At 62.5% G+C, this 12837-nt stretch carries 13 protein-coding genes and 1 pseudogene; 6 read left to right on the top strand and 8 right to left on the bottom strand.

From position 1 onward, the window contains the following. Positions 1 to 87: 87 nt before the first annotated feature. Positions 88 to 438: an SDR family NAD(P)-dependent oxidoreductase gene (locus tag C9E82_RS21015; protein WP_119898634.1), complete on the bottom strand. Its 351-nt coding sequence runs from the start codon at positions 436 to 438 to the stop codon at positions 88 to 90. Between the two features lie 508 nt (positions 439 to 946). Between C9E82_RS21015 and C9E82_RS21010 the strand changes: the two genes are divergently transcribed. Both C9E82_RS21010 and C9E82_RS21005 read left to right on the top strand, forming a co-directional pair. Continuing rightward, positions 947 to 2041 (top strand): winged helix-turn-helix domain-containing protein, encoded by a 1095-nt coding sequence (locus C9E82_RS21010; RefSeq protein WP_119898631.1) that lies wholly within the window; start codon positions 947 to 949, stop codon positions 2039 to 2041. A 284-nt stretch (positions 2042 to 2325) separates the two neighbouring features. Then, positions 2326 to 2682, top strand: coding sequence for a hypothetical protein (locus tag C9E82_RS21005; protein ID WP_119898630.1), 357 nt, complete (start codon positions 2326 to 2328; stop codon positions 2680 to 2682). A 1-nt stretch (position 2683) separates the two neighbouring features. Here the strand turns inward: C9E82_RS21005 and C9E82_RS21000 are convergent. Continuing rightward, positions 2684 to 3465: pseudogene (locus C9E82_RS21000) on the bottom strand (IS5 family transposase). A 255-nt stretch (positions 3466 to 3720) separates the two neighbouring features. Between C9E82_RS21000 and C9E82_RS20995 the strand changes: the two are divergent. After that, the gene (locus C9E82_RS20995; protein ID WP_119898628.1) at positions 3721 to 4206 is read left to right on the top strand and encodes a fasciclin domain-containing protein; all 486 of its coding nucleotides are present in this window, start codon (positions 3721 to 3723) and stop codon (positions 4204 to 4206) included. Positions 4207 to 4281: 75 nt separating this feature from the next. On the opposite strand, the gene C9E82_RS20990 is transcribed toward C9E82_RS20995, so the two are convergent. The 5 genes from C9E82_RS20990 to C9E82_RS20970 are packed head-to-tail and all read right to left on the bottom strand — an operon-like array spanning position 4282 to position 9650. Continuing rightward, a complete protein-coding gene (locus tag C9E82_RS20990) occupies positions 4282 to 4992 on the bottom strand; it encodes a hypothetical protein (protein ID WP_119898627.1) in 711 nt (236 codons plus the stop codon). Position 4993: 1 nt separating this feature from the next. Continuing rightward, entirely contained in the window at positions 4994 to 6427 is a 1434-nt protein-coding gene (locus tag C9E82_RS20985) for a cryptochrome/photolyase family protein (protein WP_119898626.1), read from the bottom strand. Continuing rightward, entirely contained in the window at positions 6428 to 7594 is a 1167-nt protein-coding gene (locus C9E82_RS20980; protein ID WP_062563576.1) for an SAM-dependent methyltransferase, read from the bottom strand. Further along, entirely contained in the window at positions 7591 to 8370 is a 780-nt protein-coding gene (locus C9E82_RS20975) for a DUF1365 domain-containing protein (protein WP_090617780.1), read from the bottom strand. Before C9E82_RS20975 ends, C9E82_RS20980 begins: the two co-directional genes overlap by 4 nt. After that, a complete protein-coding gene (locus tag C9E82_RS20970; protein ID WP_119898625.1) occupies positions 8367 to 9650 on the bottom strand; it encodes an NAD(P)/FAD-dependent oxidoreductase in 1284 nt (427 codons plus the stop codon). Before C9E82_RS20970 ends, C9E82_RS20975 begins: the two co-directional genes overlap by 4 nt. A 169-nt stretch (positions 9651 to 9819) precedes the next feature. On the opposite strand from C9E82_RS20970, the gene C9E82_RS20965 reads away from it, so the two are divergent. Genes C9E82_RS20965 through C9E82_RS20955 form a run of 3 tightly spaced genes read left to right on the top strand, consistent with a single transcriptional unit; the run spans position 9820 to position 11795 of the window. Continuing rightward, entirely contained in the window at positions 9820 to 10428 is a 609-nt protein-coding gene (locus tag C9E82_RS20965) for a sigma-70 family RNA polymerase sigma factor (protein WP_240643575.1), read from the top strand. Beyond that, on the top strand, positions 10425 to 11057 hold the full coding sequence (locus C9E82_RS20960) for a ChrR family anti-sigma-E factor (protein WP_119898624.1): 633 nt from the start codon (positions 10425 to 10427) through the stop codon (positions 11055 to 11057). Before C9E82_RS20965 ends, C9E82_RS20960 begins: the two co-directional genes overlap by 4 nt. Before the next feature lie 3 nt (positions 11058 to 11060). Beyond that, positions 11061 to 11795, top strand: a complete 735-nt coding sequence (locus C9E82_RS20955) for an SDR family NAD(P)-dependent oxidoreductase (protein ID WP_062563581.1) — start codon at positions 11061 to 11063, stop codon at positions 11793 to 11795. Between the two features lie 4 nt (positions 11796 to 11799). On the opposite strand, the gene C9E82_RS20950 is transcribed toward C9E82_RS20955, so the two are convergent. Further along, complete coding sequence (locus C9E82_RS20950) at positions 11800 to 12360, bottom strand: DUF2177 family protein (protein WP_342354327.1); 561 nt, start codon at positions 12358 to 12360, stop codon at positions 11800 to 11802. Positions 12361 to 12837: the final 477 nt, after the last annotated feature.

Below are 12837 nucleotides of genomic sequence, written 5' to 3'. Positions count from 1 at the left end.
CCCTCGAAAATCGCAACGCGCGGCTGAGACCCCCGCTCGGGCTACGCCCTCACGGAGGTCTCAGCCGCGCGCAAGGGTGGCCGACTTTTACGCCGCCCCGTGGCAGGTTTTTACGCCGCCGTTGACAGTAGGCATGTCAGGAACAGCGACCATATCGCCGACGATCCCGGCATTGTTGAACGCGCCGTCCAGTGATCCGAATTCTTCAGTAGCAAGGTCAACCAAGCTTTGCGCGTAGGTTTCATCCTTCACATCACCCGGAAGGAAAATCGCTCGGCCGTTGCCCTGGTTGATGGTCTGGGCCAAAACTTCTAGTTTTTCTGACCTACGGGCTCCCAAGATCAGGTTTACGCCCTCACGTGCGAACAGCAGTGCCGCGGCTGCGCCGATCCCGCTACTGGCTCCAGTGATGATGATGGATTTGCCTTGCAGTTCCATGCGTGTCTCCATGAATTGAGTCTCATGCGGCAAAGATGCGTAGTTCAATTCGATGCAGGGCACGCGAAACGGGCGTCGCATTCATTTTAGAGCATTGATCCAGTGAAGGTTGCCAGGCGCTCGCAGGTCGATTTGCGGCGTGCTGAAACAGGACGAGGACTTTTGGGCACGATCTGGAGGCACGCGGACCGTTTCTGCCTTTCGGCCGAGACGCCGCATCGCGGAGCAGCTTCACCATATCGGCAAATCGGTCTCAGTTGCAGCAATTTCAGCCGGTCGATGACGGCCGTCGAGGGCTAAGACAGAGGCGCCGACTGTCGCGGGTGTGTGGAAAAGGGCGCCATTCAGGCATTTGAGTAGGTAGTTTACCGCTTGCAGAAGGAATGTCAGCCGTTTGCGAGGTCCGATAACATGTTACAGATGCGGGCCACGACGCCGGACACCAGACAGCGATTCCTGCAGACCGGCCATTGCAGTGCTCCCGCATCGTCGGCGATAGAATGAGGCCATGGCACGAACGATCCTCGACAACCGGCGCGCCCGTCGTCTGTTCCTCGACCGGCATTTGCTCCTGCGCTCGGGATCCCGCGCTGGAAAAGGCGCGGATCTGGAAGGCGTGCTCAACGATCTCGGGTTCGTTCAGGTCGACAGCGTCAACACGCTGGCGCGCGCGCATGACCTGATCCTGTGGTCCCGCCGTGGCCGTTATCGGCCCGAGGCGCTCGAACAGCTTGTCGCGCATCGCAGAACAGCATTCGAACAGTGGACCCACGACGCCTCGGTCATCCCGATGTCATTTTACCCGATGTGGCGGCTGAAGATGGCCCGCGCCGAAACCCGGATGCGCGAACGGTGGCCGGCTGCGCGCCGTGCGGGGTGGGAGGCAGAGATCGACACCGTTCTGCGCCAGATCGCCGATCACGGGCCGACCTGTTCCTCGGATGTGGGACCAGACGAAAGCAAGGCCTCATCAGGCTGGTGGGACTGGCACCCGTCGAAGACGGCACTCGAATTCCTGTGGCGGTCCGGTCATCTCGCCGTCTGTCATCGCCAGGGCTTCCGGAAGTTCTACGATCTGACCGAACGCGTCATCCCGGCCGAATACCGCGACAGACGCGCGGATCATGCCGAGAACGTGGATTGGGCGATGTCCGCCGCACTTCAGAGACTTGGCTTCGCCACAAGCGGCGAACTGGCCGCTTTCTTCGACATCGTGACGCGAGAGGAGGCGAAGACCTGGTGTGCCGAGGGGCTTGCAGCAGGTCGGATCGTCGAGGTGGGCATCACGATGGCAGACGGCTCGGTAAGGCGATGCGTCACGACCGATCCGATGCTCGATCTTGCCGCTGCCTTGCCCGAACCATCCTCGCGAGTGCGCATCCTGTCGCCGTTTGATCCGGCGCTGCGCGATCGGGCGCGCACCGAACGCCTGTTGGGCTTTCATTACCGGATCGAAATCTTCGTGCCGGAAGTGATGCGGAAATACGGCTACTACGTCTTTCCCGTGCTGCAGGGAGATCGCATGATCGGAAGGCTGGATGTCAGGCGTGTTAGCAACGCTCTGGCTGTCCTTGGATCCTCCACAGCGCGACCGCCCGCTTAGGGCTCAGTACGGTCTTGCGGCGATGTAGCGGCGTCAAGCGGATGAGGCACAAGCCGGTCGAGGCCGAACGGCCCAAAGCTGCCGCTCAGCCTCACCTTTCGCTGCGCGGCCACATTCACCGAAGCCGCCGGTCGACGGGTGCACTAGCAAAATCCAGGCGAGTAGCCAACATCCATCGGAGGCCGGCACCCTGCACCGCAGCCTCCGCAAAGCAGTGGCAGAACAATGCCCTTCTGTTCGAACATTGTGGTGCATACACTACACTTGGAGTTTGGAGGACCGATATGGCGTTGAAGATGGATATGGACTCGAAGAAAGCTGAACTTTTGTTGCGAGCGGCGTTGCTGGACGACGCGTGTAACGTCGCGGAACGACTGGCCGCGCTGAGTGCCGAAATCGATGTCGATGATGACGGTGAGGCATCGATAACGTTGGATCTGGATCTCTGGCCCGAAGGCAAAGCCTCCCCGGAAGCTGAGGCCATTGCGAAAATGTTGTGGCTCGAGATCGAATGGTCTTCGACCACCGGAACCTTTCCGTTTGCTTGGCCGGGTCTTGGCGAGCATTCCGACAAAACTACCACCTACTTTAAGATGGTTCTGGATGCATACGGCCGCCAGAAGCCCGAAAGTAGCTCTTAGGTCATGTTGACAAAAGGCTTAGCCAGAGCCTGATGCAGGCGACGTCTACGAAGCCGAGGAAGCTATCTGCGGTTTTGTCGTAGCGGGTTGCCAGCCGGCGGCTGTTTTTCAGCTTGTTGAAGCAGCGCTCGACCATGTTGCGCAGGGTGTAGATGGTCATGTCGACAGCCTTGCGCACCTTTCGGTTCTTTCGCATTGGGATCATTGGCAGGGCGTTGCGGCTCTCGATGTCTTCCCGAATTTTATCAGAGTCATAGCCCCTGTCGGCGACCAGAACTGCTGGCTGCGGCAGGTTGTCGGCCATCACCATATCATAGCCGGTGTAGTCGGAATCCTGCCCAGGCGTGATCTCGGTCCTCATCGGGAGGCCAGCACCGTTGACGCGGAGGTGGATCTTGGTCGAGAACCCACCTCTCGAACGGCCAAGAGCCTCTTTCGGAGTCCCCCTTTTGCGCCCGTCGCATGATGATGGGCACGGATCACGGTGCTGTCGACCATCTGCAGCTTGTCTGGCGCAATCCCCGCGTGGTTCAGCGCGTCGAGGATATCCTCCCACAGTCCGGCCAAGGTCCAGCGGCGGAACTGGCGGTAGACCGACGACCACTTGCCGAACTCTTCGGGCAGGTCGCGCCAAGGCGCACCGGTTCTTGCGATCCAGAAAATACCATCCAGAACAAGACGATGATCCGCAGGTTTCCGCCCATTCGGGTGTCGGACGGCACGAATGAAGCCCTCGAAGAAGGCCCACTCATCGTCGGATATCAGGTTGCGCGCCAAGCTCATCTCCCACGTCGAGATGAGCTTGAATCATAGAACGCCTGCCAGCGGAATCCCTTTTGTCAACACGACCTAGTGCCAGAGAATGTCTGACACACCTGCTGCTTCCGGCATGATCTGGTCGATTTGGACATCCGCGCACGCAAATCGAATTTTTCCTGTCCGCAAGTTTGATCCGTCCGGGGGCGACCTGCGTAATGACGATGGAGGGTACGGATATTGTCCTCTGCGAAACACTACTTGACACAATGGAGAAACGGAATGCTACGCAAGTTTCTGATGGGGGCTGCGGCAACGACCATGCTGGCAGGTGCCGCCATGGCGCAAGATGCGACCTCGGACATTGTTGATACGGCAGTTGCCGCGGGCGATTTCACGACGCTGGTTGCTGCGGTTCAGGCGGCCGGGCTGGTGGACACGCTGAAAGGTGAAGGTCCCTTCACTGTCTTCGCGCCGACGGACGCGGCCTTTGCGGCCCTTCCCGAAGGGACCGTGGACACGCTGCTGAAGCCGGAAAACAAGGATCAACTGGTCTCGATCCTGACCTATCACGTGGTTCCGGGTGCGGTCATGTCTTCGGATCTGACCGAGGGGATGTCGGCAGCCACGGTTCAGGGCGGCGAGGTGACCTTCACGCTTGATGGCGGCGCGAAAGTCAATGACGCCAACATCACCACGGCCGATATCGCGGGCTCGAACGGAGTGATTCATGTCATCGACGCGGTGATCATGCCTCCTGCCAACTGAGGCGAATGGCACAGTTGATCATATGTAAACCAGATAGACCCCGGCTGTATCAGCCGGGGTAGCGTTTTATAGCGATCAGCCGCGGCTGGATTTGGGGATGAACCGGTCGAACATTGCGAGCATGATGATTCCCGCGCCGCAGATCATGGCGATCAGCCAGTCGCCGGCGCCCGCATTGGCCACAATGACGCCGAACAATGCCCAGATGACACCGGCGCGATAGGACCAGACGTGCGGACGGACGAAGGCGACCGCAACAGCCGCAATCAGGACGCAAATGATCAGCGCAATGGCGGCTGTTCGCGGCGGCAATATGCCATATCCCGTCGCCACCACCGACAGGGCGACCCCTGATGCAGCCGTCAGCCAGCCGGTGTATAGCCCGATGGGTGCCCATTCGCGGCAGCCGGGCCCGACCCGCAGCATCGCCATGATCGCAGCCGCCGCCATCACCAGGATCATCGCCGTGGCGATCGATGGGGAACGGAGGGCAGCCTCGATCCAGAACACGCCGATGAACAGGCTGATGCCAAGGGGCCAGGCAGCGCGCCCCCAGCCCGGCATGGTTTCAGGGCGCCAAAGAGCCCATACCGAGGCAAGAATCAGCCCCAAATAGATCAGCCCCCAGATTGAAAAGGCCCATCCAACGGGTTGGGCGGGCCAGCGGTCCACCTGCACGGGAAAGCTTTCCGTGTAAAAGCCGCCAAAGCCATTCGACAGGACGGGCGAAACGGCGAAACCCACAGCCAACAGCAGTATGATGATCCTTGCGTTGCGGTCATTCATTTCAGGTCTCCGATATGGTGGCGCGAAACTGTGCCAAGGCCGCCAGCGCGGCATTGCGCCCCTTGGCCAGCATGGATGGGGGACCGGGGAGCCAAGGTCCGCGGTTCCACGCCGGTGGAATGCTTTGCAGCCAGACCTCAGCCTCTGGGCAAGAGGCACCGTCAAATCCAGCAAGCCAGCGCCGGCGATAATCGCCCTGAGGGTCGTATTGTTCCGCCTGCCTCTCGGGGTTGAAGATGCGGAAATAGGGCGCCGCATCGGGGCCGCAGCCCGCCACCCATTGCCAGTTCATCGCATTGGCGGCCGGGTCCCAATCGGTCAGGCAATCGGCGAAATGCGCCAGCCCCGCGCGCCAGTCGATCAGCAGATGCTTGGTCAGCCAGCTTGCAACCACCATGCGCACGCGGTTGTGCATCCGGCCCGTCAACCACATCTGGCGCAATCCGGCATCGACCAGCGCCACCCCGGTTTCCGCCCGCTGCCAGCCGATCAGCTCGGGGGCGTCTTTGCGCCAGGGAAAGCCCTCCCATTCGGGACGGCAGCAGGCAACCGGCATCTGCGGGAACTCGATCAGCAGATGCCAGGAAAAGTCGCGCCAGATCACTTCGGACAGGAACTTGCCGATGCCGGCTGCGTGTTCGGGCGACACCTCGGCCCTCAGCATGGCTCTGGCCCAGACCACGCGTGGACTGATTTCTCCCACCGCAAGATGATCGGAGAGGCCGGAAGTCGCGTCGAGATCGGGGCGATCACGCCCGCCGGGATAGGCAGAGGCTCGGTCGAGAAAGTCGTCCAGCCGGGCAAGCGCGGCGCCTTCGCCCGCAGGCGGGGCAAACTGCTCCAAGGCGGCGCGGCCACGGTGCAGGTCCGGAGCGAGATCCAGTTTCAGTGGATCAAGCCCCTGAAGCGGCTCGGTGCAAGCTGTGATCCGCCGCGGCGCGTCAGCGGCGGGCCGATCGGGGCCGAGCTGCCGCACTGCCCGCGCAAAGGGGGAATAGACCCGATAGGCGCCCCCATTGCCTGTTCGGATCGCCCGGGGGTGCACCAGAAGATGGCCCGGATGCAGGACCAGCTCGGCACCCGCAGGCCGCAGGGCCGCCCGCATGCGGCCTTGCAGCGTCCGCATTTCGGATGTGGGCCAGTCGGACTGGTGCAGCCTGCGCACTCCCAGCCGCTTCATCAACGGTGGCAGGATCTCATCCGCCTCGCCGCGCAGGATCGTGATGCCCTTGCCGCCGGTGCGTTGCCGAAGGGTGGCATCCAGCGATTGCAGCGCGCGCATCAGCCGCCAGCGGCTGGCCGCGCCCTGCGTCATGGTCAGCCGGTCGATGATGAAAACCGGCAGCAGTGGACCATCGGCAATGGCGGCCTGAAGCGCGGGGTTGTCATGCAGACGAAAATCACGGGTCAGCCAGAGGATGCCGGGCGCCGCCATTCAAGCCGCCGCATCCGCGTGGTCAAGCGTCACCTGCACCACATCGCAGCGCCCTGTGGCAAAGGCAGCGGCGCAGCCCTCCAGATAGAACTGCCAGCCGCGCAGGAACGCGTCACCATAGCCAAGCCGCTCGATGCGCGGGCGCTGTTGCATCATCCTCTCGCACCAGATCCGGCAGGTGCGGGCATAATCCGGGCCGAAAGCGTGGCTGTCTTGGACGCGCAGCCCGGCCTTTGCGGCCTCATGGATGATGATCGCAGAACAGGGCAGCATGCCGCCGGGAAAGACATGCTGACGGATGAAATCCGAGCGGCGGCGATATACCGAAAACTCGGCATCAGGCACGGTGATCGCCTGCAAGACCGCCCGCCCACCCGGTGCCAGCCGCGCCTTGAGGGTGGCGAAATAGGTCGGCCAATAGCGTTCTCCCACCGCCTCGATCATCTCGATCGACACGATGTTGTCAAAGCTGCCCGTCACCTGACGGTAATCCTGAAGCCGCACCTCGGCGCGGCCATCCAGCCGGGCATCGGCATAGCCCTTTTGCGAGGGCGACAGCGTGATCGCGGTCACGTCATGGCCGTGATCCGCAGCAGCTTCGGCGAACCCGCCCCAGCCGCAGCCGATTTCCAGCAGGCTTTCGCCCGGTGTCAGTTGCGCCAGGATGCGCGCGTTCTTGCGGGCCTGCGCGCGCGGCAGATCATCGCCTTCACCAAACAGTGCCGAGGAATAGGTCATGCCGGGATCAAGCCACAACTGGTAGAACTCGTTCCCCACATCGTAATGCGCGCGGATATTGCGCCGCGATCCACGCAGACTGTTTGGCCGCATCAGTCGGTCGACCAGCCGCATTCGCATGGCCTGAAGCCGCCCCGGCTCTCCCCAACCGGCCCGAAGGCCAAGGTTGCGCAGGGCCAGCGACAGCGTCGCCTCCAGCGTCTCGCTGTGCCACTCGCCGGCGATCCAGCCTTCGCCCAAGCCCACATCGCCGCGCAGCGCCAGACGCGGAAGCAGCCGCCAGTCGCGGATCTGCAAGTCCGCCTCGGGGCCGGCGCTGCCAAAGCGGTGGCGAGTGCCCTCGGGCGTGGTAAGGGTCAGGATTCCATCGCCGATCCCTTCAAGGGCGGAAAGAAAGCGGGACTTGAGGGAGCGTGTCGCAAGGCTCATCGACTGATTTCCTGATCGGGTGGGGTGGGAACGCGGCGATAGGCAGCGCCTTTGAGTTTCAGGCGCAGCGCGTGCCAATAGATCTGGGCAATCACCCGCAGCGCACCGCCCGGCCGGCGAAAACTTGTTGCAAGAACCCCGAGGGTGGTCAGCGGCACCAGGCGCCCTGTCATGGCGGTGTCGATGCCGCCCGCGCCGTCCTGTTGTGCGATGCGGATGGCGATGCGGTCGGGGTGCAGGGCAAAGCGGAAATGATACTCCCCCGCCACGTCCTGAAAGGGCGAGACGTGAAACACCTTGCGCGCGGTCAGTTCCGTTTCAGCGGTAATCGGCGCAAGGTCGGGGCGGGCCAGCAGATAACTGTGGCGTTGGCCGAAGGTGTTGTTGACCTCGGCAATCGCGGCGATCAGCGCGTCGCCCTGGATCAGCATCCAGAAGCTGACTGGGTTGAACCAGTAGCCCAAGAAACGTGGCTGCGTCACCAGCACCAGCACCAGCCCCGGACGGCGGGCGATCCCGGCCGCGCCGAACTGCGCCCAGGCCCAGTGGGCGCCGGTGCCCGCGCCACGCGGGCCGCCGTGGTCGGAGTCGTAAAAGGCGATCAGGCCAAACCTGTTATGCCCCATCAGCCGGGGCGGGTGAAAATGTTCAGGCGCCAGCAGCAGATGATCGGCATGGGTACGGAATGTGTGGCGCAGGGCACCGCGCCGGGCATGGGTCACCAGCGCGGGCATCGCCAGCACCTCACCCGCCTCAAGCCGCGCGGCGAGGGTCATGGCAGCACCGCCACAGGCAGCAACCGCCGCGCGATGCGCATGGCGCTGGCAAAGCCGTCTTCGTGAAAGCCGTTGCGCAGCCATGCTCCAGCAAACCAGGTGTTGCGATTGCCCTGCATCGCGGCAATCCGCGCCTGTGCGTCCAACGCCGTAAGATCAAAGACCGGATGACGGAAGGTTACCTGATCGTAGATCAAACGCGGGTCGATCCCGTCACCCGCGTTCAGCGTGACAAACAGCGGATCGTCGTCCGGGATATTCTGCAGCCTGTTCATCCAATAGGTGACGGCCACACCCGCTCGCCCGGTATCGCCCCGGCTGACCCATGAACTCCAACATCTGCGGCGGCGCGGCATCACGGATGGGTCTGCGTGAAGGACAGCCTGGTTGGGCTGGAACCGGATTGCCGAAAGGGCGGCCTGTTCGGTCCCGTCAGCATCACTCAGCATCGCGAGCGCCTGATCGGCATGGGTTGCAAGGATGACATGATCGAAACTTTCGGCCTCTGCCCCTTTGGCGCGCAGGGTTACGGTTTCGCCGCTGCGCGTGACCGCCCCCACGGAAGTGCCGGGGCGCAGATCGACTCCGGCCTGCACCAGCGCCGCCAACAGGCGCTTGACATAGGAGATCGAGCCGCCGTCCACCGTCCACCACCGGTGATGCTGGCCGCGCGACAATAGCCCGTGGTTGCGCATGAACCGCACCATCGCACGGGCCGGGAAGGCCCCGATGTCGTGATCGGGCGTGGACCAGATCGCCCCGCAGAACGGATAAAGGTAATGGTCGCGAAATCGTGCACCCAGACGCATCCGCGCGATCAGGGCGGCGATGGTCATCTCGGGCGCTGCCGCCACTTCGGCCTCGGCCCCGGCATTGAAGCGCAGGATGTCGCGGATCATCAGGTGAAAGCGCGGGTCCACGATGTTGCGGCGCTGGCCGAACAGCGCATTGCCGGACCGCAGCGCATATTCCACCCCGCCAGCGTCCAGCGAGACGCCAAAGCTCATGTCGCTTTTGACGATTGGCACGTCAAGGTCGCGAAACATCGCCGTCAGATGCGGGTAATTGACATGGTTGAACACGATGAACCCGGTATCGACCGGCTGATCGCCCCGCTTGCCGGCAAGAACCGTGCGCGCATGGCCGCCAAGCCGGATCGCTTCTTCGTATAACGTAACATGATGGTGGCGCGACAGAACCCATGCGCAAGCCAGGCCCGATATGCCCCCGCCGACGATGGCAATTCGCTGCGGCGCGCCGTTGATGATGTCAAAAGGCATCTGGACTCCACTAACTCTTTGACAAGCTTACGCGTGGAACCTGGCCTTGGATCAATCAAACCGAAAAATTGCCGTAAGAATGATCTGCTACGCCTTGTCACCCGTATTGCATGGCATGAACACTGCATTTGCACCTGTCGAGCCTTGCACTTATAGAACGCTCAGTCCGATGGCACCGCCACTGGTCGATAGCGGTGCCGTGGGTGCCACAGTGGTGAGTCAGCAGCCGATGAGTGATCTTTCCGAGTTGAGTCGAGATTTGATCGCTGTCCGCGACAGCCGTGACCGCGCGGCGTTCGGACGGCTCTTTGACCATTTTGCCCCAAGGATCAAGGCGATGATGCTGCGCGGCGGGCTGCGCGACGGCACTGCCGAGGATGTGGTGCAGGATGTGATGCTTGCGGTCTGGCACAAGGCAGGGCAGTTTGACCCGCATCGCGCCGACGCGGCCGGTTGGATCTATGGCATTGCCCGGAACCGGCGCATCGACATGGCGCGCCGCCGCCCGCTGGCACAACCCGACGAGATGCCCGAGCTTGAGAGCCTGGAACCCGACGCAGACCAGATCATCGCTCTGCAGCAGGAGGCGCGCCACCTGGCCGAGGCACTTGCGCGACTCGCTCCCGAACAGGTCGAGGCGCTGCGCGCCGCCTATTTCGATGACGTTCCCCATAGCGGTATCAGTGAAATGACGGGCTTGCCGCTTGGCACCATCAAGTCCCGCATCCGCCTTGGCCTTGAACGCCTCCGGCACGAGCTGAAGAAGATAGCACCATGACCGCCATCCGCCACCACATCCCCGACGACATGCTTGACGCGTATCGCGCTGGAACCTTGCCACATGCCTTCGGCGTGGTCGTGGCTGCGCATCTGTCACTTTGCGACCAATGCCGCGCCCGCCACGAGGCGGCAGACATGATCGGCGGCGCGTTTTTGCTGGGTGCAGAGGGTGCAAACCTGCGCGCCGATGCACGCGACCGTATGATGGCGGCACTGGACGCACCGGCGCCGAAACCGCCCCCGCGCGCCTCTGGCCCGTTTCCCTCGGCTGTGATGCACGAATTGGGCGGAAGGCCGCCGCACTGGCGCATGTTGGGCGGTGGCATCCGCCAGCAGATCCTGACCACCGATCGTGAAGGCTCGCTGCGGTTGTTGTATATCCCGCCGGGCAAGGCCGTGCCCGAACACGGGCATAGCGGGCAGGAATTGACGCTGGTGCTGCAGGGCAGCTTTTCCGACAGTGCGGGCGCATTTCATCGCGGCGACGTAGAAGTGGCGCATGACGAGATCGACCACCAACCCGTGGCCGGCCCAGGCGAGCCTTGCATCTGCCTGGCGGCAACAGATGCGCCCCTGCGCTTTCGCGCGCTGATCCCGCGGCTGTTGCAGCCGATCTTCCGGATTTGAAGGATGGGCCATGCAGGCCGCCGCATCTGGATCATTGGTGCCAGCGCCGGGATCGGCGCTGCACTTGCCCGGGCGCTGGCCGGGCAAGGTGCGCAGCTGATCCTTTCCGCCCGCGATGGTGACGCGCTGGAGGTGCTGGCCACGGAATGCGGCGGTGCGCAGGCCCTGCCGCTGGATCTGGGACAACCCGAAACGCTGGCAGCGGTGGTGAAGCGGCTTGCGCTTGAGGCGCCGCTCGATGCGATCATCTGCACCGCCGCGCTTTATGATCCCGGTCGCGTCGCCGACATCGACCCCGCCCAAGCCGAGGCGATGGTGCGGGTCAACATCCTGGGCATGATCGAGGTCGCCCGCCAATGCCCCCCGCTGCTGCGCGACGGTGGACAGTTGGTGCTGTTCGGATCGGTTGCGGGCTATATCGGTCTGCCGGGGGGGCAGCCTTATTCAGCGACCAAGGCTGCGGTGAACAACCTGGCCGAAACGCTTGCGGTCGAACTGGCACCGCGCGTGGACGTGCGGCTGGTCTGTCCTGGCTTCGTCCAGACCAGATTGACAGCAAGAAACGACTTTGCCATGCCCGCAATCATCACTCCCGAGCAGGCGGCAGAGGCGGTGCTGCGCGGGATGCAGCGGCGGGGATTCGAGATCCATTTCCCGCGCCGCTTCACCTGGGTGATGAAGCTGGTGCGGGCCTTGCCTTATGCGCTCTCGCTGCGCCTGTTGCGACGCTTGGGCTGATCGTTCAGTTAAATCGCCCCGAAAGTGCCAGAACGCCAATCCAGGCTGAAAATCCGGTCAGCAGCATGCCCCACAATCCATCGATGATGACCTGCTCCCACGACCAGTCGGCGAGCGTGGCGTAATTAGTCATCTCATAGGTACCATAACACATCAGCCCGATGACCATGCCTCCGATCAACGCCTGCAGGGGATCGTTGCCCTTCAGCGCGGGCCAGGAAACCAGCCACACAAGCCCGGCGATATATCCCAGATAGAACAGCGCTGCCGGACCAAGCCGCAGCGGATCGGCAAGAAGATGGCCGACATTGCGCTCGAACACCGGCCGGATGAGAAACCGGATCCCTATCGCATCCAGAGCGAGAAACACCGCGGCGGTTGCAGTATAGAGAAGCGCGACTTGAAGCATGGGGAGTCCCTCGAAATTCTTGAGCTGCCAGTTGTCGTCCAGCCGCCGCAGATAGGGCGAACCTTCTGCTATTCGGGCCATTTTCTTTGCTTTACGCACATAACCTCGCAGCAGATCAATTTTTGCGTGCAGAACGGCAGACTGATCGTCCCTCATTATAGACGACAGCGCCGAGCGCATTCGGGCCCCAGGGACGGTGTGGACGTCAACCTCCGCTGACACCTGACGGCATAACAATGCGCCAAACCAATGCTTTCCAAGCACGATCTGAGATCGTGTTCAATAAAATATAATACAATCAATGCGTTACAATTGGAGAAGGTTGTCTTTCAGGCCCTTTCCCTCCGCCATCATCCCTGTTGCGAACACGGACAGGCGCCCATCGCGGCGCGGAAATAGTCGCGTTTCAAAGGGCTTTGTCTCCCCCATGCGAACCTTTGAGACCGCGCGCCAGGCCCGTTCCGGGCTCTGAACGGCGCTCCGTCTCTGTTCGGGCGAACCTCGCCGATTTCGGTTCGGTCGTATTTTTCCTCGCCTTTCCAATGGCCTGAATTTCAACCCCGCCAAAACTTCGGTCCTTGCGTCAATCGCCATCGACGGGAACAGAGCCGCAACACGCAAGAGGCGCAGCCG

The sequence above is a fragment of the Paracoccus sigandri genome, from assembly GCF_003709565.1.
In the GTDB taxonomy this organism is placed as follows: Bacteria; Pseudomonadota; Alphaproteobacteria; order Rhodobacterales; family Rhodobacteraceae; genus Paracoccus; species Paracoccus siganidrum.
The sequence above is the reverse complement of the archived record's forward strand: the minus strand, read 5'-3'. Positions and strand labels throughout refer to the sequence as shown.

What these genes read in the sequence shown, in the direction of transcription:
- C9E82_RS21015 (WP_119898634.1), bottom strand. Translation starts at nt 438, where the DNA reads ATGGAACTGCAAGGCAAATCCATCATCATCACTGGAGCCAGTAGCGGG.
- C9E82_RS21010 (WP_119898631.1), top strand. Translation starts at nt 947, where the DNA reads ATGGCACGAACGATCCTCGACAACCGGCGCGCCCGTCGTCTGTTCCTC.
- C9E82_RS21005 (WP_119898630.1), top strand. Translation starts at nt 2,326, where the DNA reads ATGGCGTTGAAGATGGATATGGACTCGAAGAAAGCTGAACTTTTGTTG.
- C9E82_RS20995 (WP_119898628.1), top strand. Translation starts at nt 3,721, where the DNA reads ATGCTACGCAAGTTTCTGATGGGGGCTGCGGCAACGACCATGCTGGCA.
- C9E82_RS20990 (WP_119898627.1), bottom strand. Translation starts at nt 4,992, where the DNA reads ATGAATGACCGCAACGCAAGGATCATCATACTGCTGTTGGCTGTGGGT.
- C9E82_RS20985 (WP_119898626.1), bottom strand. Translation starts at nt 6,427, where the DNA reads ATGGCGGCGCCCGGCATCCTCTGGCTGACCCGTGATTTTCGTCTGCAT.
- C9E82_RS20980 (WP_062563576.1), bottom strand. Translation starts at nt 7,594, where the DNA reads ATGAGCCTTGCGACACGCTCCCTCAAGTCCCGCTTTCTTTCCGCCCTT.
- C9E82_RS20975 (WP_090617780.1), bottom strand. Translation starts at nt 8,370, where the DNA reads ATGACCCTCGCCGCGCGGCTTGAGGCGGGTGAGGTGCTGGCGATGCCC.
- C9E82_RS20970 (WP_119898625.1), bottom strand. Translation starts at nt 9,650, where the DNA reads ATGCCTTTTGACATCATCAACGGCGCGCCGCAGCGAATTGCCATCGTC.
- C9E82_RS20965 (WP_240643575.1), top strand. Translation starts at nt 9,820, where the DNA reads ATGGCACCGCCACTGGTCGATAGCGGTGCCGTGGGTGCCACAGTGGTG.
- C9E82_RS20960 (WP_119898624.1), top strand. Translation starts at nt 10,425, where the DNA reads ATGACCGCCATCCGCCACCACATCCCCGACGACATGCTTGACGCGTAT.
- C9E82_RS20955 (WP_062563581.1), top strand. Translation starts at nt 11,061, where the DNA reads ATGGGCCATGCAGGCCGCCGCATCTGGATCATTGGTGCCAGCGCCGGG.
- C9E82_RS20950 (WP_342354327.1), bottom strand. Translation starts at nt 12,360, where the DNA reads ATGAGGGACGATCAGTCTGCCGTTCTGCACGCAAAAATTGATCTGCTG.